The organism is Corynebacterium sp. MSK071 (assembly GCF_030232125.1).
Taxonomy (GTDB): Bacteria; Actinomycetota; Actinomycetes; order Mycobacteriales; family Mycobacteriaceae; genus Corynebacterium; species Corynebacterium kefirresidentii.
The window spans coordinates 1-23655 of record NZ_JASPJA010000001.1; the positions used below are offsets into that span (position 1 = coordinate 1).

Here is a 23655-nt window from a genome sequence, read left to right on the forward strand (position 1 = left end):
CTAAGCCTGCACACGCTGATGGTACTGCAACCGGGAGGTTGTGGGAGAGTAAGTCACCGCCGACACCAAACAACAAACACAACAAAATACAACAAAGAAGAAGAGGACGGTATACCACCGCCCTCTTCTTTTTGCGTTTTACCAGCCCTCCCGGCCGGTGGAAGGCCTCATCTGCAAAGCCAAGAGTACGGCTGAAGGCTATGGAGGGGAGAGTCTGGGCGGACTCACATCTTGTCACCGGCCCACAACGTGGCAAGGGTGCCCCGAGCTGTCTATGCAGTCTCGGGCTATTGAGCTATTTTTACTACCACCACACTGCCTATCCTGTAGCAGCCATCGGTTTCAACATAGGCCATCGAGAAGCCGCTAGCACGAGGCTCGGCGTACCGGGCTTGTGCTACTGAAAATCGATGAGACGGTGTGTGTATAGCGGCAGGGCGGACTCAAACTCGCGCGGCTTTTCACTCAGGGGATCAGTAAATTCGATGCGCGTGGCCGTTAGGTGCATGGGGATACGCATATCCTCTGCTTCTTCGGGAAAGATTTCTGGATAGACTGGGTCACCCAGGATAGGTACGCCTGCTTGCCACATATGGAGACGCAATTGATGGGTCTTACCCGTGGTGGGGTTTAATGAGTAAATTCCTAATTCTGGCAGGTGGCCGTGTAGTTTTTCATAAGGGGCATTGTCTATGCGGTCGACTGAAGCGAGGGTAGTGAACGCATTAGGGGGACCGTCGCCAATTCGGCCCTGGATTTCGCCGGGGGTCTTGGTGAGGTGCGAGGACCATTGGAGGGGCGTCGGAAAGCGCCGGTATTTGGCGATCGCTTGATAGGTTTTTGCGACTTTCTTTTCAGCGAAAAGGGTTTGGTAGGCACCGCGCACCTCACGGTGTTTGGTAAATAGCAAGATTCCGGATGTAAGTCTGTCTAGACGGTGTGCTGGTGCTAGTTCGCTATTTCCGGTCATTCGCCGCAGCTGGACTGTAGCGGTCTGTACGATATGTCGCGCCCGTGGCATGGTGGCCATGAACGGTGGCTTATCGGCGATGAGAATGTGTTCATCTTCATAGAGAACGGGGATGTCATAAGGCACCGGTATCTCGGGTGCCGGCATGCGGTAGAAAAAGACGTCCTCATCTTGGCGCAAGACGGATTCCGGTCGGAGCTGGGTTTGGTCGCGTAGGACCACCTCGCCGGAGTCAAAGCGCGCTTGGAGCGCGGCGGCGTCATCGTGAGGATGCCGGTGGCGTTGTGCCGAGATTACTGCACTAAGAAAATCCCAGGCGGTTATGTTTGCCTCAGGGGTGCGCACGCGGGTTGGGTTTAGGCCGTCTTTAATCGGTAAAGGCGTGAAACCTTTTCTGCGATGTACTAAGGTTTTGTCCATGGATTTTAACTCTCTCATTGAACCGGTTGTTGCCTTTTTCTCTGAAGGTATCGGCGCCGTAATTCGCACCGTCTTGGAATTTGTTTACACCGTTATGTTCCCGTCGAATTCTGAGGCCGCAACCATCAACCCTCAAGCCTAATCCGTACTACAATTAAGGTATAACCACGGAAAGGACACATCATGGCCAAGGAAGACATTGTAGTCGTTGCCGTTGACGGTTCGGAAGCATCCAAGAATGCAGTCCGCTGGGCCGCAAATACGGCTATGAAGCGCGAGATTCCTCTTCGAATTGCATCGAGCTACACCATGCCGCAGTTCTTGTACGCAGAGGGCATGGTTCCGCCGAAGGAACTTTTCGATGACTTGCAGGCCGAGACGCTGGAAAAGATCGAAGAGGCTCGCGCTATCGCTCATGAGGTTGCCCCAGAGCTGAAGATTGGTCATACGGTGGCTGAGGGCTCCCCGATCGATATGCTGCTGGAAATGTCGCATGATGTCACCATGATCGTCATGGGTTCCCGCGGCATGGGTGGCTTGTCTGGCATGGTGATGGGCTCTGTCTCCGCTTCGGTTGTCTCCCACGCTTCTTGCCCAGTGGTTGTCGTTCGCGAAGATAATCACGTTACGGAATCCACCAAGTACGGTCCTGTTGTGGTCGGTGTGGATGGCTCTGAGGTCTCGCAGAAGGCCACTGCTTATGCATTCCGTGAGGCGCAGGCTCGTGGCGCCGCTTTGATTGCGGTTCACACCTGGATGGATATGCAGGTACAGGCTTCCTTGGCTGGTCTTTCGGCCGCCCAGTCTGAGTGGGCTGATATCGAGAAGGAGCAGAGCGAGCTGTTGGCTGAAAACCTCAAGGAGCCGCGCGAGGAGTACCCAGACGTAGAGGTCAAGCAGCTTATCACCCGGGATCGTCCAGTGAGCGCTTTGACCGAAGCCGCAGAAGGTGCGCAGCTTCTGGTTGTGGGCTCCCATGGCCGCGGCGGCTTTAAGGGTATGCTCTTGGGCTCGACCTCTCGCGCATTGCTGCAGTCTGCACCATGCCCGATGATGGTTGTTCGCCCGGATGAGGACAACTAAAAGCTACTGCGTATAAGGTGCTCCGCCCATGTAGGCGGAGCACCTTTGTTGTTGCGTACCCCCCTAGGGCCGGTTCGCTCGTGTACGTTGGAGTGTACCCGTTAATTTAGGAGGATTGCATGAATTTGGGTTTGGGGCTTTTTAGCTCGATTGTTATCGGTATTATTGCTGGCTGGCTGGCAGAAAAGATTATGAAGCGCGACCATGGCTTGTTGACCAACCTTATTGTTGGTGTGCTGGGCGGCATTATCGGCGGAATGATTATCCACTTCCTGAACATTGAGGAAGGCGGATGGATCTTCTCCTTGATTGCTGCTACCGGTGGTGCTTGTATCCTGTTGTGGATCGTGGGGCTCATTAAGAAGTAGCCCGAATCTAATTCGCGTACAAACCGGTTTGTCTATAAGGTATAGATGAACCGGCTTTGTCGTTTTAGAGAGGAAACCATGGCAGAAAAGAAGTCGCGTCGTAATCGGCCCAGCCCGCGTAGTCGGCTGCTGGAATCGGCGACCAAGCTCTTTACTACCGAGGGCATTCGTGTCATCGGAATTGACCGTATCCTGCGTGAGGCGGATGTAGCTAAGGCTTCTTTGTACTCCTTATTTGGTTCCAAGGATGCGCTCGTAATCGCCTATGTGGAAGCTTTGGACGAGAAGTTCCGCCAGGATTGGGAGCAGCGCACTGCGGAGATGACGGATCCGGATCAAAAGATCCTGGCCTTTTTTGATAAAGCGATTGAGGAAGAACCCAAGCAGGATTTCCGCGGATCCCACTTTTTGAATGCGGCCGGAGAATACCCGCGACCAGAAACTGAAGCTGAGCACGGGATCGTGGCCGCATGTATTGAGCACCGTAACTGGGTGCACTCTACCTTGACGGCATTGTTGACTGAGCGCAATGGGTACCCATCCTCTTCGCAGGCGAGCCAGCTTTTGATCTTCTTGGATGGTGGTCGCGCCGGCGCTCGGCTCACCAAGGAGATTGGGCCGCTGCAGACGGCTCGCGAACTGGCTACTCAGATGCTTTCTGCTCCCCCTGCTGATTATTCGATTTAAGGTACTTTCGTGCCTCCATACGTAGCCGGTTGACCCGCTTCTTCTCTTCCTTGGAGAGGGCGGGTTCTTTTTCGCGCTTGCGCCAGCGGCGAATGCTGTCTCGGCGCATAGTATGAACGTCCTCAGTAAGTGGGTAGTCGCGGTGCAAAATGATCTCAAACATGGCGGTTTGGATCAGCGTGAAGAGATACGCGCAGCCCCAGTAGAGAATGATTGCTACCGGGATTGGTCCGGTTTGGGCCAAGTGCCATAGGAAGAATGGGATGACTAAGAGCAAAAAGCCCATGATGATGAAGACGCGACGGTTGACCTTTTGATCAAACTGAGTGGTGCGGAAGCTGCGCACCAGAGAAATAACAGAATTAGCCATGGTAAAGGTAATAGCGGCTATCAAGATGGGGTTGATGAGGTCGCCGTGTTCGCGGGCGAAATCCGTCAACGGGGCGCCGTAGAAGGTAGTTTGGCGGAAGGCCGACACATCGGAGGCATTCAGCATTCCCACGGTGGTGGAGCCGCGCTCGATATTAGACATGCGCAGGAGCACCTGGTAGAGGCCGATGAAGGCCGGGATCATGATGAGTGGGGGAAAACAGCCCGCTGCAGGGTTATAGTTGTAGCTCTTCATGAGGTTCTTTTCCTCTTGCATGAGCTCCACCATTTCCTCGGTAGTGGTGGCGTTGTTCATCTGCTTTTTGATGCGGTTGTTTTCTGGGCGGATGAGTGCGCCGATACGGGCGGAACGTACGGAAATCCAGTTCAGGGGGACAACGACGCCACGCACGGTGATAACGAGCAGAATGATCGAGATCAGCCAAGCCGTGGATTCACTGACGAAGCTGCTGACGATCCAGTGCCAGAATTTCATGATTCCAGAAACCGGGTACATGAAGACTTCGTACATACTTAACCTTTCATGGGCAGTATGGTCTAAGGCATGACTAAAGTTCTTGGGGAACTCATGCTAACCATTGGCGTGGTTCTTTTACTCTTTGCATTCTATGAAGCCTATTGGACAAATGTAGAATCCGGGCAGTTGCAAGAAGAGGCGAGTGCCGATCTTGAAGAGCAATGGAGGAACCCACGCCAGAAGATGGAGCCGGAATTGGGCGAGGCATTCGCCCAGCTCTACATTCCCACCTTTGGTTCTGACTATCACTTCGCCATCATTGAGGGCACCAATGAAGATGATCTGCTCCGCGGTCCTGGTCGCTACGTAGATTCCCAGATGCCGGGGGAGATGGGAAACTTTGCCGTTGCCGGCCACCGCGTGGGCAAGGGGGCTCCCTTTAATGATCTAGGCAAGCTGGAGACCTGCGATGACATCGTGGTGGAGACGCAAACGGAGCGAATCACCTATCGCGTACTGCCCATTGATGGAGAGCAGGTGGATTGCTTTAACGGAATACCGCCGGAGTATTCCCACGTGGTTGGCCGGCATATTACAACGCCTGGCGATGTCTCAGTGACCAACCCAGTACCAGAGTCTGACGCCGCGCCGAATCGCGAGATCCTTACCCTGACCACGTGCCACCCGCAATTTTCCAATGCGGAGCGCATGATTGTGCACGCTATGGAAGTAGAAAAAGAGGAGAAATAATGTATCGCGCTTTATGGAATTTTTTGCCGGGGCCGACACCGGTGAAAGTCATCTTGGCCATCGCCATTGCGGTGGGAGTTTTCTTCCTGCTGATGGAGGTTGTATTCCCGTGGCTGTCGCCAATGATGCCGTATAACGATGTCGCGGTCTAAAGGCCTAAGTTCGCAATCGCCTCGTGGGCGATCTGCTCTGATTTAACCGTTTGTTGCTGGTTGCTCCAGACCAGCACCGCGTGCGTGTCCTTCTGCACGGCGTATACGGCGTGTTCATCGACCACGCCCCGGCCGCCTTCCCAACCGTCAAAAGAGGCGGGTTCGGTGGCGTCGATAGGTGCGGCCCAATCCACTGCGGCGCGAGCGTCTTCGGCCGTGGGCATATCCCGCACGATGACGGTGGCTTGTGGATCGTCCTGATAAGACCAGAATACGCAGGCTGGGGTGGGAAAGCGCGTGTCGATGCCCTGTTTGGTCAGGCGCTGGCCATTGGTTTTTTCTAGCCAGCCGGGGCCGATATAGGGGCAATCGCTCCAGTCATTGACCTCCGCGGTCTGAGAGACGTTAACCTCGGGTGCTTGCGATGATTCTGGGGTTACCGGGGTGTTTGGCGCAGGGGCGGGCGTGGATGAATCGCAGCCGGCGATCCCAAAAGCGGCTAGGGTGAAAAGGGGAAGTAGGCTTTTGCGCATGAACTCCACAATAGACCGGGATACCGATGCACTCCGCACCGGCATCCATATCCTCACCGCTGGCCTGCTGGTGGTCGGCATTTTCACCTCGGCGCGGATGCCGCTTTCCCAAGCGATTATTAACCTGCTGCTCTTGGTGGGTTTTGCGGCGGTATATTTCGCGGGCTCGGTGTACGGGGAGAACTGGGTTAGGCCGGTGCGCTACCTATGGCTATGCATCCTATCGGTGCTGTGGATAGCGGACCTTTCTGTGGCTCCAGCGGCAATCTATTTGGTCTTCGCGATGTTCTTCCTGTACCTCACGGTGCTGGATATGGCGGCGGGCATAGTCTGCGTTATTGGAGCCTCAATCATCACCGTGGCGGTGCAGATACCGCAGGGGCTGACCTTTGGCGGGGTGATGGGACCGGCAGTTTCGGCGCTGGTGACGATAGCGATTACCTACGCTTTCCGTACGCTGTCACGGATGAATAAGGAGCTGATAGAAACTCGTTCGCAGCTAGCGGCCACGGAGCGCGATGCTGGCATGGTGGCCGAGCGTCAGCGCATTGCGCACGAGATTCATGACACCCTTGCCCAAGGGCTGTCTTCTATTCAAATGCTTTTGCATTCGGCGGACCGCGATTTGGATAAGCAGGACGTGGACAAGGCGCGAGAGCGCATCGAATTGGCCCGAAGGACGGCCGCGGATAATCTACACGAGGCTCGGGCGATGATTGCGGCCTTGCAGCCGCCAACGCTCAATGAGGCTTCCCTTGAGGCGGCGTTGACCCGCATGGCGGAGAACTTTGGTGCTACTGGAGACATCCACGTAGAGGTGGAATCCGAAGGTGAAGTACAACAGTTGCCCATGAAGGTAGAGGCGGCGTTATTGCGGATTGCGCAGGGGGCTGTGGGGAACGTCGTCAAGCATGCAGGGGCGAGCCGCGCCCGGATTACGGTGACCTATGAGGGCGATGAGGTGCGCCTGGACGTGGTGGATAATGGCAAGGGCTTTGATCCGGCCGCGGTGGAGAGTACCCCTGCAGGGCTGGGACATATTGGGCTGGCCGCAATCAGGCGCCGCGCGCAGGAGCTAGGCGGGGAGGTCATTATTGAATCCGCGCCGGGGGAGGGCACTGCTGTGTCAGCTAGTATGCCCTTAAACAGCCGAGTAGATTAAACTTTTGGTTGACAATGACATCGATAGGAGGAATGTCGTGATTCGGGTCCTATTAGCAGATGACCACGAAATCGTCCGGCTAGGCTTGCGCTCCGTGCTGGAGGGCGCAGAAGATATCGACGTCGTAGGGGAGGTCGCTACGGCCGAAGCTGCGGTTTCGGCTGCGCAGGCGGGCGGCATCGATGTCATCTTGATGGACCTGCGCTTTGGCGCCGGCGTGGAAGGGACCCGCGTTATGGGTGGTGCGGAGGCTACCGCGCAGATTCGATCCGCCATGGCCACCCCGCCCAAGGTTCTGGTGGTCACTAACTATGACACCGATGCGGATATTCTCGGCGCGATTGAGGCCGGCGCCGTGGGCTATCTCCTCAAGGATGCACCACCGCAGGAGTTGCTCGCGGCGGTACGCTCGACTGCGGAGGGCGATTCGGCGCTTTCTCCTATCGTGGCCGATAGGCTAATGACTCGCGTACGCACGCCGCGTACTTCCCTTACACCGCGCGAGTTAGAAGTATTGCAGCTGGTGGCAGCCGGTGCTTCAAACCGCCAGATTGGACAAGATCTTATGTTGTCTGAGGCCACCGTGAAGTCCCACCTTGTGCACATTTATGACAAGTTGGGTGTGCGTTCGCGCACCTCCGCCGTGGCGGCTGCGCGCGAGCAGGGCGTGCTCTAGTTGGCAGCGTTGTAGGCCTCGATGACGTCCTGCGGGATCTTGCCCCGGTGCGCCACTGGCAGCCCTTGGGTGCGTGCCCATGCGCGGATCTGACTCGGATTGGCGCGCTGTGCATTGATGTCCGGGGCAACGCGGGCGGCATCCACGTAGGGGGCGAGAAGATTATGGAAGCGACGCGCGTTATCCGTGGAGAGATCGATAAGGTAGTTTTGACCGTTCACGCTGAAGTGAATGACTTCTAGCTGGTCTTCGGGAATTAGGGTGTGGTCCAAGTCGTCGTAAAATTGGGTCACTTCACGGCGGGACATTTTGCCTCCAATTTTCTAAATGCACACCAAGCAAAGAGAGCATTAATGGTGTTTCAGGGATAGGGCGATTAGAAGATTATCCGCATCTTTTTCTGGCTGAAAAGACTTTCCCCGAAAAATTCCGGAACTTTATGGAAAATAAATATATGCCACCACCGCCCCCTATTCGGTGGTGGCATAAATGATTTTACTGGGCCAGACGCTGCTGGATTTCCGCAGTAATGGAGTCAATCTCCGAGCTAATGGTCTTGTGTGCGCGGCGGCGCTGCTGCTTAGTCATAAACTCAGCATTGTCGATGGCGGAGTCTACTTCCTGGAGGCGGTCGCGCACATCGCGCTTGAATCCGGCCGGGATATCCGTGTTATCGAGGGAATTGCGGATACCTGCGGTGCGGGCCTTGAGCGGGGCACCGTAGCCGGAAAAGGAAGCCATCTGGTCTGAAGTTACGCCGGCTTTGGCGGCCTTTCGCTTTTCGCCTTCGGTTTTCAAGCCTACGTAGCCGCGGTAGAGAAGTGGCAGCAGCAGGGGAGCGGCGGTGCGCAGTGCACCGGCGTAGCGCTTGACGTTATCGGAATTAAAACGGCCGGCCTTGAGCTTGGCCAGTTCATTCTTGGCCATCTTCTCCTCGTGCTTGCGGCGCTTCTTTAGCCCCTTTTCCTCAGACTTGATGAGGTGCTTTTCCTGCTTGGCCAGGAGCTTTTGCTGGCGACGGCGGTCTTTAGACTGGGCCTTTACCTCTGCCTTAGCGCGGGTCTTGGCAGCCTTTGCCTGTGCGCGTGCTTCTTGGCGGGCCTTTTTAATTTTCTTCAGAATGCTCATTTAATTTCCCTCACGTTTGATCGAGTCTGGATTCAACTTTACCTTGCCATTCTATTAAGCTCACCCGGTGTGGAGGATGTGGTTGTTGCTTCGGACCTTGTGGGATGCCGTTACCGCTTAGTGCAGCGGCGTGCGCACCCCGAGATGCCGCGTACCCATGCCTCGATTGCCCGGGCGGAGCGCCACGCCGCCGCCGTGGAGGCGGTCATGCAGATGCTTCCGCGCAGGGGTTCCGGTCGTTTCCGCCGCATCGATTTAGAAGGCGATGAGTGGGAGCGCTCCATGCGCACCCTTGAGGCTGTGGTTTCCGGATATACGCACATCACCAATGCGGTCTTTGCTACCGAGGAGTGGATGGTGCACGTGGATGTGCTGCTGCGTGAGGGCGATAAATACACCCCGATCATCGTCTCCAATCATCGTGTGGCCCGCAAGAATGACACGAAGACGACGCTGGCGGTGCCCACCCACAGGTTGGGGCTGAGCGAGCCGCTCGAAGCCCCGTATAAGCTGCGCCACCATGCGGTGGATGGCTACCGCTTAGCTTTTGCCGCTCGTGCTTTGCAGGATCTAGGGCTTGATTCGGGCCGGGGCGGAGCCATTGGACAGGATCGCACGCGAGCATTTTTTACTGACACGGCCAGGTTTGATCTGGAACGCGCGTGGAATCAGCCGCTGCCTACTGCGCCGGTACGGGTTAAAGAGTGCGCTAGCTGCCGCTTCTGGTCTTTGTGTGAACCAGAGTTGGTGGCGGCGGATGATATTTCGCTCTTTTTATCCGGCGACCGCGCTAAGCCTTACCGCGAGCGAGGTATTACTTCCGTGCAGGCGCTTATCGACGCCGACCTGGGCGAACCCTCCCGCCTTGCAGCCGCCTGGCGCGCCGGGGAAGTATTGTTGCGCCGCGGTGACGTGAACGTTCCGCGGGCGGACGTGGAAGTAGACGTGGATATGGAAGCCTACCTGGACCAGGGCGCGTATCTATGGGGAGCGTGGTACGACGGCGAGTATGTCCCTTTCGTGACCTGGGAGCCGTTAGGAGGGCGCGCCGAGGCGGAAAATTTTGCGGCCTTCTGGCGCTGGCTGATGGATCTGCGGGCGCAGGCGCATGCGCAGGGTAAAACCTTTGCTGCTTATTGCTACTCTGCCCATGGCGAGAATCACTGGATGCGTATGTCCGCGCGGCGTTTCCACGAGGTGGATGAGCGGGAGGTAGAAGAGTTCATCTCCTCGCCCGAGTGGGTGGATATGTTTGCCCACGTTAAAAGATCCTTCGCCGGCCCCTTTGGCCTGGGCCTGAAGGTTGTTGCGCCTGAGGCTGGGTTTACGTGGCCAGAAGAGGATTTCGACGGCGAAGAATCCGTGAATGCGCGGCGCGAGGCGCTAGCCGGGGACCTCGTGGCGCGGCAGCGTTTGCTGGACTATAACTCCGGCGATGTACAGGCCACCCGCGCGGTACGCGAGTGGATGGATGCCGGAGCACCGGGGGTTAAAGCGCTGTAAATAGGGCGTACACGACCGCGAGGATCGCTATGCCCATATATACCTGGTTCCATTCAGGTCCCGGCTTGGGATCTGGGCCCTCCGCCTTTTTCATTAAGACCTGTTTCTGGGCTTTGACCGCTCGGGCGATGAGCACGGGGTAGACAGCCAGAGAAAGGATGCACAGAAGGGAGGCGGCCACCTTGAGCAGGGAAACATCGGTACCGATCCAGATGAGTAGCCCGCCATTGACGAATGTGGCACGCAATAAGCCGAGTTTGTCTAGCTGCTGTAGGCCCGCTCGGACGGCAGAGGGGCCGCCACCCATGGTGGTGGGCAAGAGGTAACTCATGACGCCGATGAGGAGCTGACCGGCAAACCCCACCAGCAAGGCGAGGGAAGGCAGTGCCGGTTCAGGGGTGAAAAAGTGCTGGACGGTGTAATACGCCAAAGACAGCACCAGCCATAACGAGGCCATAAGGACGGAGACCGAGGCGAAAGTAATGCGATCGCGCGGGTCTTTAGCCACTGTGAGCACGTTGTCGAGCCACTGCTGCAGACTCAGTACCCAACCGCAGCAGTACATGATTAGGCCCAACTGGGGGAATCCGAGGAAGGCCCCAATGATGGTGGCGGCCACGCCGACGGCGAGCAGGGCAAAGGAGGAACGCATGTGGCGATTGATACCTTGGGTGCGCCAAATGGAGGGGAAAAGGATGGTGAGGGAGCCGGCCGCTGCCAAGCCGATGAAACCGCCGATATTGGCGGCGATATGGGCGAGCAGCAGCGTAGGGTGGCCGGGGTGGACCGCTAGCAGTGCGCCAAACATGGCGCCTACCGGCAGGCAGAGGGCGGAAAGTGCATAGGCGCCCACCACCGGCCGGAAGCGCTTTTCTTTGGCGCCGCGCCATTGCCGGAAGAGCGATGCCGCATGCCAAAGCATCATGAGAGTAATGAGCGTGGCTCCCACCTGGGTGACTATCCAGTGATAGGACCAGAATTCCATAAGGACTTGGCCGAGTAGCGTGATGATGATGCCGGCATTGAGGCCATAGATGCGACCCAATTGGGTGGGCCGGGCGGAATCGGGGAGGCGCTGTTGGGTGAATTTTTCCGTCAGGTGCTGTGACCAGACCATGATGCTATTGCTCACTAGTCCGAGGGTGAACAGGTGAATGAGCACCCATCGGTAGTTCGGCACCAGGGTATGCGTGGCACCCACGAGGATGAAGACCATCATCCACAGAGATACGGGCCGAGAGGCCCTTCGGTGCCACGTCCGCGCCGACCACTTATTCTCAGGCATAAAACCGATATTAGTCGGATTTAATCCTGGTCCAAGTCAGTGCGCTAAGGCTAAGGGCCACCGCGGTGAAGAAGGCAATGAAGAGGGGCCAAGAAAGGGCGTCGAAAAGCATGCCTGCACACGCTCCCACCACAGAAGAGCCGAAATAATAGCAGAATACGTACATCGAGGACGCCTCCGCACGGTCATGGGTGGCAATCTGGCCTACCCACCCGGAGGCAGTGGAGTGGACGGCGAAAAAGCCCACGGTAAAGGCGATCATGCCCAGGAGCGTCATGGGAAGGTTACCGGCGCATAATGCGATGCCAAGGGTAAAAAGTGCGGCTGAAGCACAGAGGGTTTTCCCATGCCCGATCCGTGCCACGAGAGAGCCCGCCCGCGCAGAGGACCACGTGCCGGAAAGATAGAAGAGGAAGGCCAAACCGGCGAGTGAAGGGGCCAACCCAAAATCATCGATGAGCCGGAAGGTCAGGAAGTTGTACATGGAGACAAATGTGCCCATAGAGAGGAACGCGGTGAGAAAGAGCAATGCCAAATCCCGGTTAGCCCAGTGGCCGAAAAGCGCCCGACTTTCGCTGGTGAGATGGATGGATTTCGGCCGGAAATTGCGTTGCGCGGGAAGCAGGAGCCACGACGTGATGGCAAAGGCGAGCGAAACTAGCGCCGAACCAAAAAGGGCCCAGCGCCACGTGGAAATCTCTACCAGCCCGGTAGGAATGAGACGGCCGGTAAGGCCGCCGACGGAGGTGCCTGCAATGTAGAGCCCCATGGCGCGCGGCAGCGCTTTATCATCGAGTTCTTCAGAAAGCCATGCCATCGCGGTAGCAGGTGCACCGGAGAGGAGAGCGCCCTGCAGGCCGCGCAGCAAAATAAGATGCCATCCTTCGGCAGCGAGCGGCACAATGAGCCCCACGCTGGTGGCGGAAACGGCCGAAATAAGCAGGATACGGCCGCGGCCGAAGCGTTCGGAGAGGATGGAAGCGGGGACGACGCACAGGGCCAGCGCGCCCGTAGCGGCCGATACGGTCATGGCCGCCTCGGTGGAGGAAAGACCCATGTTTTGTACCAGCGTGGGAAGAATAGCTTGGGTGGAATAAAGGCTGGAGAAGATGGCCAAGCCCACTAGGAGCATGGCTACCGTTGCACGCCGCGTTCTAGTCATGTCATTTAGCCTGCCTTGTGGCACTGCATGTGTAAAATGTGGAAAATTACAAAAAGCGATGCGGAGCATGCATGAATGTTGAAGATATCCGCGGCTTCCTCGCCGTGGTGGATTACGGTCGGGTTGGCGCTGCGGCCGATGAGCTGGGGATTTCCCAATCTGCACTGACCCGCCGCGTACAGCGCGTAGAAGCAAGCCTCGGTGCCCGTCTTTTTGAGCGCACTGGGCACACCCTGCATGTAAACTCGCGCGGAACCGTCTTCGCTGCGACAGGACGGGAAATGCTCCGCGCCTATGAGTCAGGCCGGGACGATGTAGCCCGCCTCATGGACCCCGAACGAGGTACCGTGCGCCTTGATTTCATGCACTCGCTCGGCACCTGGCTGGTTCCGGATCTGATCAAAAGTTATCGCGAGCTGCACCCCCACGTGGATATTCGCCTGCACCAAGGGGCGGCGCAAGAGCTGGTGAGCAGAGTAGAAAATGGCGAATCCGACCTCGCGCTGGTAGGCCCGCGGCCGAATGCCGCATTGGGCTGGCACCAGATAAAGGTGCAGCGCCTAGGTCTTGCGGTACCGGAAGGCCACTGGGCAGCACACCGGCAAGAGGTAGATCTTGCGGAATGTGCGGCCGAGCCGTTCATCGGCATGCTTCCCGGCTATGGCACGCGCATGCTCCTTGATGCCCTGGCGGAAGATGCCGGCTTTAGTCCCCACCTTGTTTTCGAATCGATGGAGCTTACCACCGTTGCGGGGCTGGTAGCGGCCGGCCTTGGGGTGGCGCTCTTGCCGCTGGATGATCCTTATCTACAGGTGGGAAGCCTAGTTCCCCTTACGCCGCCGGCGTACCGCGAACTCGGTTTGGTGTGGCGCGCCGGGGACGATGCGCCTCCGGTGCAGCAATTCCGGGAGTTTATCCGGGCATAGAAAAGGCCGCCCCAGAGGGGGCGGCCTGTGTAACTAAAAGGAGTTACTTGGTGGCTGCAGCGAAGCGCTCAGCAACGTCATCCCAGTTGAAGACGTTCCATACGGCCTTTACGTAATCAGCCTTAACGTTCTTGTACTGCAGGTAGAAAGCGTGCTCCCACATATCCAGCATCAGCAGCGGGGTGAAGTTGATGGAGGTATTACCCTGCTGGTCAGTCAGCTGCTCGATGATCAGGCGGCCAGCAATGTGGTCGTAGCCCAGAACTGCCCAGCCAGAGCCCTGCAGGGAGGTAGCGGCAGCGGAGAAGTGAGCCTTGAACTTCTCAAAGGAGCCGAAGTCGCGGTTGATAGCTTCTGCCAGCTCGCCGGTTGGCTCGCCGCCACCATTCGGGGATAGGTTCTTCCAGAAGATGGAGTGGTTGGTGTGGCCACCCAGGTTAAATGCCAAGTTCTTGGACAGGGCACGGATACGATCCGGGTTAGCCTCGCCGTTGCGCTCTTCCTCGAGCGCCTCGAGTGCAGCGTTAGCGCCAGCAACGTAGGTTGCGTGGTGCTTATCGTGGTGGAGCTCCATGATCTCTGCGGAGATGTGTGGCTCCAGTGCGTCGAATGCGTATGGGAGGTCAGGAAGTTCGTAAACAGCCATTAATTTAATCCTTTCTTCGGGTACGTGTCCCGATGATAGGCACGGTTGAAAGATTTCGCCATGATTAATTCGAATTGTGGAACCAGCGCGAAAATTAACTGGCTGTGGAATAGCTTTTCGCAGTACAACGTTGGGAAGAAGGAATAAGGAAGGAGCTATGCCTCATGTGGATGTTTAAACCAGAGCCCAAGCTCGTTGCCGCAGACCAAGCCCTGTCAGGGCGAGCCGAACCGATTCTGGCCCCTGCCCCGCATGCTGTTTTAGGAACGCCGATTACCGGACCGTGGAAAGAAGGGCAGCGCTCCATCCTCATTGCACTGGGATGTTTCTGGGGTGCGGAGAAGATGTTCTGGGAGACAGAAGGAGTGGAGTCCACCTCGGTGGGCTATGCGGGTGGCACTACCCCGAATCCTACGTATTACGAGGTATGCCGCGGACTGACCAACCATGCCGAGGTGGTTCAGGTGGTTTATGACCCGCAACGCATCAGCCTGCGTGATCTTGTGGTGCAGGCCCTTGAGGCGCATGATCCCACCCAGGGCTTCCGTCAGGGCAATGATGTAGGCACGCAATATCGCTCTGCCTTCTATCCACGCACGGAGGATGAGCGGGCAGAAATCCAGGACATCGTGGATTCCTATGCAAACAAGCTCAAGGAATTCGGATTCGGAGATACCACCACGGAGGTTAAACTTCTCTCCGATACAGATTCCGGGGAGTACTACCTAGCTGAGGACGAGCATCAGCAGTATTTACATAAGGTGCCCAATGGATACTGCCCGCACCACAGCACCGGGGTGAAGTGCGATTAAGCGTCGCGCCGGATGAAGCGGGCAATCTTCTTAGCCAACTTTGGGGTGAGCGATTGGCGCGATTGGGATCCTAAAACCTCGTCCCAATACCAGAGCATTTCCTCAAAATAGTTGTGTCCGTGCCCGCCGGGGACGTTGAGGGAATTGATTTGGTCCAAGCCAATTTGCCACCAGGTAATAAATGGCACCCAGTGCAGCTGCCGGAAGGTATCCGCGTGCAGGGCCTCCGGCTGCGGTTCATGGATCCATGTGGGCCTGCGCACAAGGAGATTCAGGTCCCACCACACGATGGCGTCGGAAGCGTGTTGGGCAATGAGCATGCGGGGCCGGCGCCAGGTATGGGCGAAGTCGTTGCCAAAGGCGTCGTGCAGCGTGTGGTCCGGGGCCGCTGCGTAGCGCACATGTTTACCGCCATCGATAACGGGCAGACGTTCCAAAGAGCCAATGTCTCGGCGCAAACGCTGGGTAAAATGCGTCATGCGTGGAGGGCCGGAAAAGACGGCGCCATTGCAGGCAGAAAGTAGGTCCTCCACATTATGGTAGTTATCCATAATGGCGTAGGCTCCAAGCGATTCACCTGCAAAATAGAGCCGAGGGCGGTTTTCCTCCGGTAGCTTATCTATTTCTTCTTGTATCACCCGAATCAATTCGCGGGCTGCCTGCTTCGGGGCGTTTTTATCTACAAGGTAAGCAAAGACCGAAGGCAGATAGGAATATTGCATGGTGACGGTGACGCAATCACCGCCGGTTAAAAACTCATAGGAGCACGCGCCCCAATTATTTATCCATCCCGAACCCGCAGGCATCTGGATAACAATAGTTTCGCGCCTTAGGGCACCAGTGCGCTCGAGTTCGGCGCGAACTTTCTCTGCGGATTGCCGGAAGGAACGCCCCGGAATGTATCCGGCATAGATGCGGATGGGCTCTTTCGCATTGATTCCCGTTGCCATGCGGATATCGCGGGCGCGGGGGCCATTAGAAACAAAGCGGCGCCCCTGCTGCCCCAGCGCCGACCACGGCTCGAGCGACCACGGGCTACCGGACCGCTCCGGCTCCCAAGGCATGGAGGTGCCGGGGAAAATTTGCTTATTGATTCTTTGCGCTTGGTGCGAAAGTGAGCGCAACCAGCGCCGAAAAACCACGCGATCAGAAAGGGCAAAGGCCGTTAGGCTCAGTCCTGCGGTAACAACCGGCCAAGCGATAAGCGCCGGAACCCAGCGTCCCAACTGGCGCGATAATTTAGTAACGGCCAGCTGTGTGGCTTCCCCGATAAGCAGTAGTGTGCCATAGCCTGCGGTGCCAGCGGCCAAGCCGATCGCCGCCGTAACGGGCCCGCGCACGAGCTGTTTATTTACTAACTCCGCCTGCTTTTTCTGGTTGCGCAACGAAAGTACGGCATTAAAGGCGGTGCCGGCGCCGATAGCAAGGTGCAGGATCTGTCGATGTTGTGGCCCCAGGCGGTCCTGGGGGCGCTTACCAATGCTGTTGAGTAGGAAGCTTGTCGAAGCCGCCCCCAAATGTCCGATGCCCTGGCCAATGGCTACATTGGCGGCAGTCACCCACCACGGGCGAGGGAGGAGAGAGGGTGAAATTGCTGCCCACGTGGCTAATTCCGCACCCAAAATTCCAGCCGACATATTGGGCGGTAAGGTTTGCCGGCTGGTCATACGGACGATGGGCGTGAGATCCGCGGCTACGCCAAGAGCGATTAGTGCAGCGCGGCGGAGAGCGCGTTTCATAATGCCCGATTGTCCCAGATTTCGGTGGGAATTTCAGGGTGAGATCTAGCCCGTGCAAAACCCCCCAAAAAGTTGCACAATGGGGTCATGGCAAATCATGTAGGAAACAAGGTAGTTCTCATCGGCGCCGGCGACGTGGGAGTCGCCTACGCCTTCGCTCTCATCAACCAAAGCATCGTTGACCACCTGGCAATCATCGACATCGATGAAAAGAAGCTAGAGGGCAACGTCATGGACCTCAATCACGGCGTTGTTTGGGCCCCCACCCGCACTCGCGTCACCAAGGGCACCTACGCCGATTGCGCAGACGCCGATATGGTTGTCATCTGCGCCGGTGCCGCACAGAAGCCGGGCGAAACCCGCCTCGACCTGGTGGGCAAAAACGTCAAGATCATGAACAGCATCGTCTCCGATGTCATGGCCAATGACTTTGACGGCATCTTCCTTGTCGCCTCCAACCCAGTGGACATCCTGACCTACGCCGTATGGAAGGCCTCCGGCCTGGACCACAAGCGAGTCATCGGCTCCGGCACCGTGCTGGACTCCGCTCGCTTCCGCTACATGTTGGGTGAGCTAGAAGGCGTTGCCCCGAAGTCCGTTCACGCCTACATCGTGGGCGAGCACGGCGATTCCGAGCTGCCGGCCGTCTCTACTGCCAATATCGCTGGTGTTCCGTTGTCCAAGAAGTTCGACACGGATCCGGAGTACGCTGAGCGCATCGAGAAGATCTTCGAAGATACCCGCGATGCTGCCTACTCCATCATTGATGCCAAGGGTTCTACCTCTTTCGGCATCGGCATGGGCCTAGCCCGCATTACCGCCGCCGTCATCCAGAACCAGGACGTGGCTCTGCCAGTGTCTGCGTATCTGCAGGGCGAGTACGGCGTAGAAGATCTCTACATCGGCACTGCCGCCATTATCAATCGTTCCGGCATCGTGCGCGCGATTGAGCTGCAGCTCAATGAGCACGAAAAGGAGCGTTTCGATGCTTCTGCGAAGACCCTGAATGACATCAAGGAAGAGTTCTTCGGCTAGTGAAGATTGTCGCCCACAGGGGATACTCCGGAAAATATCCAGAGCTATCCCCTCTAGCTTTTGAGAAGGCTTTAGATTTGCCAATTCATGGCGTCGAGTGCGATGTGCGCTTGACGCGCGATGGAAAGGTAGTGGTCCAACACGATCCCACGTTGGACCGCACTGCGGGGCGCCCCGGCCGCATTTCCAAGCTGGACTGGGAAGAATTGCGCGGCGTGGACATCGGTTCGGGCCAACGCATGATGCTTCTCGATGAACTCTTGGAGCTACTCGAGGGCAAACCGCACCACCTATACATCGAGACCAAGCACCCCTCCGGGCAGGGCGACATCCTGGAGGAGCAAACGGTGCTGCGCCTGCGTTATGCAGGGCTTTTCGACGATCCCCGGATCCACATCATTTCCTTTTCCCACCATGCCATTCGGCGGATGCAAAACTTGGCGCCGCATATGGACCGGATTTATCTCCGCCGCGATTGGGAACGCCACGTCAACCGGCCCGATGTGATGTTGTCCAAGCCCACCGCTCTGGGCGTATCCTTGCTGCGTGCGAAGCTACAGCCAGCAATTATCGGTGCCCAGGGATTGCCTACTTACCTGTGGACCGTAGATAAGCCGGAGGATATGAAGTGGGCGTGGGCCAATGGGGTGGATATGCTCGCTACCAACCAACCCGAAGTGGCCCTGCATGCCATTGAGCTCTAGTAACCAGGTATCTTGGAAGCATGGCCAAGAAGAAAAAGAACAAGGAACAGCTGCCTGATGGCATGTCCCGCCGCCAGGCAAAGCTCGCCGCCCGCGCCAAGGAGCGCGCTGCCCTAGAAAAGGATCCCCGCCCCTACGGTGGACTTGCTGCAGAGGCCAGCCTGGTCGCCATGCAGGAGTTCGTCCCCTCCGCTTTTGCCAAGCTTGAGGTCAAGGGCTGCGACAAGAACGTATATGTAGCCACCGTCTTGCCGGGTGCTTCTGCTGCGCTAATTCGTGATGCCGAATTTGGCGGCGATGCCTTCGTGGGCTTGCAGGTACAGTCGCATACCCATAACCCGGGCCGCGACCTCGCCTTTGCCCTCAACTGGGTGAAGAATAATGAGCCTGGCGCCACCCTGGAATCCACTGCGGCTGATGGCTCGGAGCCGAAGCTGGAAGAGCTTATCGACGCCTCCGCAGCCCTCGACGTGCAGGTGCACCAAGACTTCGAATGGTGGATCCCGGAGGGTGCACAGGTCACCCCGCAGATTGCGCAGTCCCTACGCGCAGCTAATGATTCCGTCATCGAATCCCACGAAGTGGGCGAGAACATCACCGGCGCTGCTTTCTGGGCAAATGCCGGCGGTGGCAAGGCCCATATTCGTTGGGTCCGCCCGAGTGACGATGAATCCGCATTCTTGAATGCGCTGGCACGCGTAGCCGCCCGCGGTGAGCTGAACCTCGGTGAAGATACCAAGTTTGCCGGTGTCTTCCGCACCCACGGCCTTATTGCCCCAGTCTTTGACTTGGATCCAGAGGTTGACCACGCTTCCTATGAGGACCACCTCACCCGCGTGGATAAGGCCCTGGAGGAGGAAATTTCTAATGATGCTCAGCTCAGCGCCGATGAGCGCAAGCAGCTCGAAAACATCAAGTCTCGCCAGGTGACCTTGCGTTAAAGACATAAAAAATGGCACCTCCTGTGGCGGAGGTGCCATTTTTTGATCCCTATTTGAGGGAATCCCACAACCCAGAGGCTGCTTCCTCGTCCCAGAGGACTACGTTGCCTACCTCGGTGTCTTGGAACCCACCGATGGGGACGGTTTCTGTTTCCACACCGGAGCCCATGGCAAGCGCCACGCGGGCAAGATGCCAGACGTGGTCACCGTTGCCCACGATGAACGAGGAAGCGGTGTGGTTGACCAAGGAGTAGGCGCGGAATGGGTTGATAATGGTGGCAGGAGAAGCCACCTTATCCAGCAAAGCGGAGAAGAATTCGCGCTGGCGCTGCACGCGGTCTAGGTCACCCATGGCAGTAGCACGGGTGCGCACGTAGCCCAAGGCATCGCGTCCCTTGAGCTTTTGGCAGCCGTCTTGGAGATCGATGCCGGCGAGCGGGTCATTGATGGGTTCTTTCACGCACACGTCCACACCGCCGACAGAATCGACCACATTGGCCAGGCCACCCATGCCGATTTCGGCATAGTGGTCGATGTGCAGACCGGTTGTCCCTTCAACGGTTTGGGCGAGTAGCTGCGGTCCACCGTAGGTAAAGGCGGCATTGATTTTGTCCATGCCAAAACCGGGGACCTCTACGTAGCTATCGCGCGGAATGGACACGAGCTTGGCCTTGCCGGTGCGGGGAATGTGCAGCAGCATGATGGTATCGGTACGGCCTTCACCTACATCGCCGCCGGTGCCCAGTTCGGCCTGCTGTTCCTCGCTGAGGCCCTGACGAGAATCGGAACCGACGAGCAACCAATTGGTGCCGGCGGTATTAGACACTTGGTCTTCTGGAAGCGCTTCGACACGGGTGAGGCGAGCATCGGTCCAAAACATGAAGACGAGGTTGAATACCAAGAGGACAACAAGCGCCATACCAATACAACCGAGGGCGCGCTTGGCCGGATTGACCTTCTTGCGGCGGCTATGCGGGCGCTGGCGGGGCGCAGGTCGGGGTTCGGTCCGACGGGGTGGGCGTTGCTGCGCTCGGTATTGACTCGGGTAGCGGCTCGGCGTTGGGGGTGGGGTGCGGCGCGGTGGCTGTTGCTGCCGCTGTGGCTGCGGAGCGCGGAAGGATTGCTGTTCCGGTTCGACGCGCCGCGGCGTCGGGCGGGCGGAGGAACGGCGTCGAATGGGGCGGCCGTATCGATCCTTGAGGGGACGCCCATCGGCCCCAAGGACGAATTCAGTGGAGGAACCGTCGCCGGCGCGGCGGGCCTCCCTATGCGGATCTCGTCCTGATTCAGTCATGCGCTATACCTTACAAGGTGCGGGGAGTTTCGCCCGCTTCGCGACGTCCCCCTAAGGGCATTTTCACAGGAAGGAATAACCCACGAAAGCGACGGCGTCGATAAGAAAATGCGCTATGACTAACGGCCATACTCGCCCCGTGCGGTGGTAGTAGTAGCCATAAACGAACCCCATGATGATATTGCCACATCCAGCAGAAACTCCTTGGTAGAGGTGGTAAGAACCGCGCAAGACAGAGCTCGCGGCAAGTATTGTCAGCAGGGACCAACGGGCCTGGCGCAAGCGCGTCATAAACCACATCACCACCACGGTTTCCTCCGCAAAGGCATTAGCCGCTGCCTTAAAAAGGGAAACGGGAATGTGCACCCAAGCATTGGCAAAATCGCCGGGGATAACCTCTTTGCTCCACCCGAAGTGGACTGACGTGAAATATAGGGCGAGTCCCGGAATTCCAATAAGTGCGGCAAGCCCTGCCCCCTCCAGCCAGTCGCGGGCGCGGTAGGCGCGCGGGAAAATATGGTCCTTAGCCAGCAGGAAGAGCGCTAAGGCACCATAGGAGCAGAGTACAGCGGCCGAGCACAGCTGCAGGCCCATATCCACCCAGGCTAAAGAGGACTGGCTGGAGTTGAGCGTGACCGATTGCTCATTGAGCCGCTGCGGTGAGGCGAAGGAATTGATGAGGTTCAACACCGCCCGCACCCCGGAAATACCAAAGGTGAGGGTGAGGACGATGAGCAGTTCGGCGCGTAGAGACTTGGTCATGGGTGCAGGATGTGGGCGAGGCCGAGCAGGGAGGCGTCGGAAAGCGTAATGCCCCCTAGGTGTACTCCCACCGGTGGGTGATTGGGAATGGTCCACGGCACGGAAATGGCGGGAAGTTGGGCCATATTAAACAGCGAACCCCACGGGGACCACTGGGTCTGGGCTGCGAAATTCTCCTCATGGGACAGAGACAGGAAATATCCGGTGCGCGGTGGATCCGTGGTCAGCATCGGGGTGAGGATGGCATCTACGCCCCACTCTTGGGCCAGTAGGTCCGGCAGCTGCCGAACGTGTGCCCGCGCCGCGGCCACCTCAGCAGAGCTGACGCGCCGCCCCTGCTGGGCAATCCACTCGGCGTAGCCTTCTGCTGGGTGAAGCTCCGCTAGGCGGGAGGTAAAAATATTCCGGAAATGCGCAAAGGTAGCCCGAGCCTGAGGGTAGGGGGAAATGGGCACTACCTGAAAGCCGGCTGCCTGTAGGCGCTGGGCGGCCTCGCGGGCGGCGCGGAGGTGGTGCGCAGCGACGCTGGCATCGCAGAACAACGGCTCCAGTAGCAGACCGATGCGGGCGCGCGGGGTGATCATGCGGTGCCCATGCAAAAACGCATTATCTGCCACGGTCCGGGTAATAAAGCCCTGCACGCCCAGCTCCGCACCCGCCGGTTTGAAACCCACGACGCCGCAGGCCGCGGCCGGCACGCGGATGGATCCGCCGCCATCGCTGGCGTGGGCTGCTCGCAGCAATCCTCGTCTGACTTGCACCGCCGCGCCACCCGAAGAACCACCCGGGGTGCAGCCGGGGTAGAGGGGATTATCGGGGTGGGGCAGGCCCACCGGTTCCGTATCTACACGCAGGCCAAGTTCCGGAGCGGAGGACTTGCCGATGATGCGCGCACCCTGCTTTTCCAAGCCCTCTATGAAGGAATCGCTACGCTCAGGGTAGTAGGTACGATCGATGTTTCCCAAGGTAGTGGGCATGCCGCGGACATCGCAGAGATCCTTAGCGGACAGGACCCAGCCGCTTAGCCGGCCGTAGGCGGAAGGCTTGCGGTCCAGATCCACGTAGGTAAAACCATGCTCCTCTGGGGCAAGGCCGCGCAGGTCCGCGCGGAGCTGTTCTACGGAAAAGTCCATGGGGCACCAGTCTAGTGGGCTAAGGTGACGAGCATGACTACCACCATCGCCTTCCTTGGACCGGCCGGAACGTTTACGGAAGCGGCCGTGCACAAGTTTGCCGCGCATATGCCGGAAGTAGAGACCATGCCGGTTGGCTCTCCATCGGAAGCGGTGGCCGCGGTGCGCGCCGAGCAGGCCGAGTATGCCTGCGTAGCTATTGAAAATTCCGTCGATGGCGCGGTAACCACCACCTTTGATGCCCTTGTAGAGGGAGAACCGGTGCAGATTTACCGCGAGGTGGATATCCCCGTGGCCTTTAGCATCATGACCCGGCCGGATGCGGAGGATATTAAACGGCTCAGTACCCACCCGGTGGCTTTCCAACAAATCCGCGGGTGGGTAAAAGAACACCTGCCGGAGGTTGAGTTCGTGCCGGCTAGCTCCAATGCGGCTGCGGCCGAGGCTGTGGCCCGTGGGGACGCTGATGCCGCGGCGGCGCCAGCGCGTGCGGCCGAGATCTTTGGCTTGGAGACCATCGCCCAGGGGGTGGCGGATATAAAGGGCGCGGCAACACGGTTTGTTTTGGTGGGGCGCCCGGGAAAACCAACCGCGCGTACCGGACAGGATCGCACGAGTGTTATCTTCACCCTGCCTAATGAGCCGGGCAGCCTGGTGGGGGCACTGCAGGACTTTGCGCACCGTGGGGTGGACCTTTCCCGGATCGAGTCGCGTCCTAAGCGGGAGGCCTTTGGGGAATACCGTTTCTATGTAGACCTCATTGGGCATATTGAAGACCAACCGGTGGCAGAGGCGCTCCGGGCATTGTGGTTGCGGGCGCAGAACGTGCTCTTCCTTGGTTCTTGGCCGGCGGCAACCCCCGCAGGCAGGCCGCCGCGCGATCTTGCCGCGGCGGATGAATGGGTAGCGCGGGCACGCAGGGGCCAATAATCTAGAG

General features: G+C 58.1%; 27 protein-coding genes. 15 read left to right on the forward strand and 12 right to left on the reverse strand.

The genetic code is table 11. The features are described from left to right. Nucleotides 1-397 precede the first annotated feature (397 nt). Nucleotides 398-1408 carry a pseudouridine synthase gene (locus QP990_RS00005; protein WP_084278933.1) on the reverse strand — a complete coding sequence of 337 codons (1011 nt, stop codon included), beginning with the start codon at nt 1406-1408 and terminating at the stop codon, nt 398-400. On the opposite strand from QP990_RS00005, the gene QP990_RS00010 reads away from it, so the two are divergent. From QP990_RS00010 to QP990_RS00025, 4 genes are all read left to right on the forward strand, one after another. Then, entirely contained in the window at nt 1389-1532 is a 144-nt protein-coding gene (locus QP990_RS00010; RefSeq protein WP_023020120.1) for a hypothetical protein, read from the forward strand. The two genes, QP990_RS00005 and QP990_RS00010, sit on opposite strands and share 20 nt — an antisense overlap. Nucleotides 1533-1573: 41 nt before the next feature. Continuing rightward, nucleotides 1574-2473, forward strand: a complete 900-nt coding sequence (locus QP990_RS00015; RefSeq protein ID WP_023020119.1) for a universal stress protein — start codon at nt 1574-1576, stop codon at nt 2471-2473. A 119-nt stretch (nt 2474-2592) separates the two neighbouring features. Then, on the forward strand, nt 2593-2841 hold the full coding sequence (locus QP990_RS00020) for a GlsB/YeaQ/YmgE family stress response membrane protein (protein ID WP_005325340.1): 249 nt from the start codon (nt 2593-2595) through the stop codon (nt 2839-2841). Nucleotides 2842-2919: 78 nt separating this feature from the next. Next, nucleotides 2920-3528 (forward strand): TetR/AcrR family transcriptional regulator, encoded by a 609-nt coding sequence (locus tag QP990_RS00025; RefSeq protein WP_023020118.1) that lies wholly within the window; start codon nt 2920-2922, stop codon nt 3526-3528. Here the strand turns inward: QP990_RS00025 and yidC are convergent. After that, a complete protein-coding gene (gene yidC / locus QP990_RS00030) occupies nt 3485-4429 on the reverse strand; it encodes a membrane protein insertase YidC (RefSeq protein ID WP_023020117.1) in 945 nt (314 codons plus the stop codon). The genes QP990_RS00025 and yidC overlap by 44 nt on opposite strands. A gap of 33 nt (nt 4430-4462) precedes the next feature. Between yidC and QP990_RS00035 the strand changes: the two genes are divergently transcribed. After that, nucleotides 4463-5125: a class E sortase gene (locus tag QP990_RS00035; protein WP_023031188.1), complete on the forward strand. Its 663-nt coding sequence runs from the start codon at nt 4463-4465 to the stop codon at nt 5123-5125. Continuing rightward, nucleotides 5125-5277, forward strand: coding sequence for a hypothetical protein (locus tag QP990_RS00040; RefSeq protein WP_023020115.1), 153 nt, complete (start codon nt 5125-5127; stop codon nt 5275-5277). The genes QP990_RS00035 and QP990_RS00040 overlap by 1 nt, the downstream gene beginning before the upstream one ends. On the opposite strand, the gene QP990_RS00045 is transcribed toward QP990_RS00040, so the two are convergent. Then, nucleotides 5274-5810 carry a DUF2020 domain-containing protein gene (locus QP990_RS00045; protein ID WP_034655585.1) on the reverse strand — a complete coding sequence of 179 codons (537 nt, stop codon included), beginning with the start codon at nt 5808-5810 and terminating at the stop codon, nt 5274-5276. The two genes, QP990_RS00040 and QP990_RS00045, sit on opposite strands and share 4 nt — an antisense overlap. Here QP990_RS00045 and QP990_RS00050 point away from each other — a divergent pair. Then, nucleotides 5809-6972 carry a sensor histidine kinase gene (locus QP990_RS00050; protein ID WP_284797936.1) on the forward strand — a complete coding sequence of 388 codons (1164 nt, stop codon included), beginning with the start codon at nt 5809-5811 and terminating at the stop codon, nt 6970-6972. The genes QP990_RS00045 and QP990_RS00050 overlap by 2 nt on opposite strands. A 37-nt stretch (nt 6973-7009) precedes the next feature. After that, entirely contained in the window at nt 7010-7648 is a 639-nt protein-coding gene (locus tag QP990_RS00055) for a response regulator transcription factor (RefSeq protein WP_023020112.1), read from the forward strand. On the opposite strand, the gene QP990_RS00060 is transcribed toward QP990_RS00055, so the two are convergent. Both QP990_RS00060 and QP990_RS00065 read right to left on the reverse strand, forming a co-directional pair. Continuing rightward, nucleotides 7645-7956 carry an Lsr2 family protein gene (locus tag QP990_RS00060; RefSeq protein WP_023020111.1) on the reverse strand — a complete coding sequence of 104 codons (312 nt, stop codon included), beginning with the start codon at nt 7954-7956 and terminating at the stop codon, nt 7645-7647. The two genes, QP990_RS00055 and QP990_RS00060, sit on opposite strands and share 4 nt — an antisense overlap. Nucleotides 7957-8143: 187 nt before the next feature. Then, a complete protein-coding gene (locus QP990_RS00065) occupies nt 8144-8776 on the reverse strand; it encodes a DUF6474 family protein (protein WP_023020110.1) in 633 nt (210 codons plus the stop codon). Nucleotides 8777-8845: 69 nt separating this feature from the next. On the opposite strand from QP990_RS00065, the gene QP990_RS00070 reads away from it, so the two are divergent. After that, a complete protein-coding gene (locus tag QP990_RS00070; protein ID WP_023020109.1) occupies nt 8846-10279 on the forward strand; it encodes a TM0106 family RecB-like putative nuclease in 1434 nt (477 codons plus the stop codon). Here the strand turns inward: QP990_RS00070 and QP990_RS00075 are convergent. Together QP990_RS00075 and QP990_RS00080 are read right to left on the reverse strand one after the other, a co-directional pair. After that, complete coding sequence (locus tag QP990_RS00075) at nt 10266-11564, reverse strand: copper oxidase (RefSeq protein ID WP_284797937.1); 1299 nt, start codon at nt 11562-11564, stop codon at nt 10266-10268. The two genes, QP990_RS00070 and QP990_RS00075, sit on opposite strands and share 14 nt — an antisense overlap. Nucleotides 11565-11574: 10 nt before the next feature. After that, a complete protein-coding gene (locus QP990_RS00080) occupies nt 11575-12726 on the reverse strand; it encodes an MFS transporter (protein ID WP_023020107.1) in 1152 nt (383 codons plus the stop codon). Nucleotides 12727-12797: 71 nt separating this feature from the next. Between QP990_RS00080 and QP990_RS00085 the strand changes: the two genes are divergently transcribed. Then, a complete protein-coding gene (locus QP990_RS00085; RefSeq protein WP_023020106.1) occupies nt 12798-13652 on the forward strand; it encodes a LysR family transcriptional regulator in 855 nt (284 codons plus the stop codon). A 43-nt stretch (nt 13653-13695) separates the two neighbouring features. Here the strand turns inward: QP990_RS00085 and QP990_RS00090 are convergent, their stop codons facing one another. After that, a complete protein-coding gene (locus QP990_RS00090; RefSeq protein WP_005325362.1) occupies nt 13696-14298 on the reverse strand; it encodes a superoxide dismutase in 603 nt (200 codons plus the stop codon). Nucleotides 14299-14462: 164 nt separating this feature from the next. Between QP990_RS00090 and msrA the strand changes: the two genes are divergently transcribed. Further along, a complete protein-coding gene (gene msrA / locus QP990_RS00095; RefSeq protein ID WP_023020105.1) occupies nt 14463-15110 on the forward strand; it encodes a peptide-methionine (S)-S-oxide reductase MsrA in 648 nt (215 codons plus the stop codon). On the opposite strand, the gene QP990_RS00100 is transcribed toward msrA, so the two are convergent. Next, nucleotides 15107-16849, reverse strand: a complete 1743-nt coding sequence (locus QP990_RS00100) for an alpha/beta-hydrolase family protein (protein ID WP_023020104.1) — start codon at nt 16847-16849, stop codon at nt 15107-15109. The genes msrA and QP990_RS00100 overlap by 4 nt on opposite strands. Before the next feature lie 87 nt (nt 16850-16936). Between QP990_RS00100 and QP990_RS00105 the strand changes: the two genes are divergently transcribed. From QP990_RS00105 to QP990_RS00115, 3 genes are read left to right on the forward strand one after another with little or no spacing between them, the layout of a single operon-like run. Further along, nucleotides 16937-17884, forward strand: coding sequence for an L-lactate dehydrogenase (locus tag QP990_RS00105; RefSeq protein WP_023027783.1), 948 nt, complete (start codon nt 16937-16939; stop codon nt 17882-17884). After that, the gene (locus QP990_RS00110) at nt 17884-18588 is read left to right on the forward strand and encodes a glycerophosphodiester phosphodiesterase family protein (protein WP_023020102.1); all 705 of its coding nucleotides are present in this window, start codon (nt 17884-17886) and stop codon (nt 18586-18588) included. The genes QP990_RS00105 and QP990_RS00110 overlap by 1 nt, the downstream gene beginning before the upstream one ends. A 20-nt stretch (nt 18589-18608) precedes the next feature. Further along, complete coding sequence (locus QP990_RS00115; RefSeq protein ID WP_023020101.1) at nt 18609-19529, forward strand: DUF5926 family protein; 921 nt, start codon at nt 18609-18611, stop codon at nt 19527-19529. Nucleotides 19530-19578: 49 nt separating this feature from the next. Here QP990_RS00115 and QP990_RS00120 read toward each other — a convergent pair whose 3' ends face one another. From QP990_RS00120 to QP990_RS00130, 3 genes are all read right to left on the reverse strand, one after another. Then, nucleotides 19579-20823, reverse strand: a complete 1245-nt coding sequence (locus tag QP990_RS00120; protein WP_023020100.1) for an LCP family protein — start codon at nt 20821-20823, stop codon at nt 19579-19581. Between the two features lie 63 nt (nt 20824-20886). Next, nucleotides 20887-21585, reverse strand: coding sequence for a CPBP family intramembrane glutamic endopeptidase (locus QP990_RS00125; RefSeq protein ID WP_023020099.1), 699 nt, complete (start codon nt 21583-21585; stop codon nt 20887-20889). After that, entirely contained in the window at nt 21582-22718 is a 1137-nt protein-coding gene (locus tag QP990_RS00130) for an amidase (protein ID WP_023020098.1), read from the reverse strand. The genes QP990_RS00125 and QP990_RS00130 overlap by 4 nt, the downstream gene beginning before the upstream one ends. 33 nt (nt 22719-22751) lie before the next feature. On the opposite strand from QP990_RS00130, the gene pheA reads away from it, so the two are divergent. Then, the gene (gene pheA / locus QP990_RS00135; protein WP_023020097.1) at nt 22752-23648 is read left to right on the forward strand and encodes a prephenate dehydratase; all 897 of its coding nucleotides are present in this window, start codon (nt 22752-22754) and stop codon (nt 23646-23648) included. The last annotated feature ends 7 nt before the right edge of the window (nt 23649-23655 follow it).

Coding starts and splice junctions, on each gene's coding strand:
- QP990_RS00100 (WP_023020104.1), bottom strand. CDS start 16,849: ATGAAACGCGCTCTCCGCCGCGCTGCACTAATCGCTCTTGGCGTAGCC.
- QP990_RS00010 (WP_023020120.1), top strand. CDS start 1,389: ATGGATTTTAACTCTCTCATTGAACCGGTTGTTGCCTTTTTCTCTGAA.
- msrA (WP_023020105.1), top strand. CDS start 14,463: ATGTGGATGTTTAAACCAGAGCCCAAGCTCGTTGCCGCAGACCAAGCC.
- QP990_RS00085 (WP_023020106.1), top strand. CDS start 12,798: ATGAATGTTGAAGATATCCGCGGCTTCCTCGCCGTGGTGGATTACGGT.
- QP990_RS00130 (WP_023020098.1), bottom strand. CDS start 22,718: ATGGACTTTTCCGTAGAACAGCTCCGCGCGGACCTGCGCGGCCTTGCC.
- QP990_RS00060 (WP_023020111.1), bottom strand. CDS start 7,956: ATGTCCCGCCGTGAAGTGACCCAATTTTACGACGACTTGGACCACACC.
- QP990_RS00020 (WP_005325340.1), top strand. CDS start 2,593: ATGAATTTGGGTTTGGGGCTTTTTAGCTCGATTGTTATCGGTATTATT.
- QP990_RS00040 (WP_023020115.1), top strand. CDS start 5,125: ATGTATCGCGCTTTATGGAATTTTTTGCCGGGGCCGACACCGGTGAAA.
- yidC (WP_023020117.1), bottom strand. CDS start 4,429: ATGTACGAAGTCTTCATGTACCCGGTTTCTGGAATCATGAAATTCTGG.
- QP990_RS00065 (WP_023020110.1), bottom strand. CDS start 8,776: ATGAGCATTCTGAAGAAAATTAAAAAGGCCCGCCAAGAAGCACGCGCA.
- QP990_RS00035 (WP_023031188.1), top strand. CDS start 4,463: ATGACTAAAGTTCTTGGGGAACTCATGCTAACCATTGGCGTGGTTCTT.
- QP990_RS00105 (WP_023027783.1), top strand. CDS start 16,937: ATGGCAAATCATGTAGGAAACAAGGTAGTTCTCATCGGCGCCGGCGAC.
- QP990_RS00080 (WP_023020107.1), bottom strand. CDS start 12,726: ATGACTAGAACGCGGCGTGCAACGGTAGCCATGCTCCTAGTGGGCTTG.
- QP990_RS00050 (WP_284797936.1), top strand. CDS start 5,809: ATGAACTCCACAATAGACCGGGATACCGATGCACTCCGCACCGGCATC.
- QP990_RS00125 (WP_023020099.1), bottom strand. CDS start 21,585: ATGACCAAGTCTCTACGCGCCGAACTGCTCATCGTCCTCACCCTCACC.
- QP990_RS00075 (WP_284797937.1), bottom strand. CDS start 11,564: ATGCCTGAGAATAAGTGGTCGGCGCGGACGTGGCACCGAAGGGCCTCT.
- pheA (WP_023020097.1), top strand. CDS start 22,752: ATGACTACCACCATCGCCTTCCTTGGACCGGCCGGAACGTTTACGGAA.
- QP990_RS00045 (WP_034655585.1), bottom strand. CDS start 5,810: ATGCGCAAAAGCCTACTTCCCCTTTTCACCCTAGCCGCTTTTGGGATC.
- QP990_RS00120 (WP_023020100.1), bottom strand. CDS start 20,823: ATGACTGAATCAGGACGAGATCCGCATAGGGAGGCCCGCCGCGCCGGC.
- QP990_RS00005 (WP_084278933.1), bottom strand. CDS start 1,408: ATGAGAGAGTTAAAATCCATGGACAAAACCTTAGTACATCGCAGAAAA.
- QP990_RS00115 (WP_023020101.1), top strand. CDS start 18,609: ATGGCCAAGAAGAAAAAGAACAAGGAACAGCTGCCTGATGGCATGTCC.
- QP990_RS00090 (WP_005325362.1), bottom strand. CDS start 14,298: ATGGCTGTTTACGAACTTCCTGACCTCCCATACGCATTCGACGCACTG.
- QP990_RS00025 (WP_023020118.1), top strand. CDS start 2,920: ATGGCAGAAAAGAAGTCGCGTCGTAATCGGCCCAGCCCGCGTAGTCGG.
- QP990_RS00015 (WP_023020119.1), top strand. CDS start 1,574: ATGGCCAAGGAAGACATTGTAGTCGTTGCCGTTGACGGTTCGGAAGCA.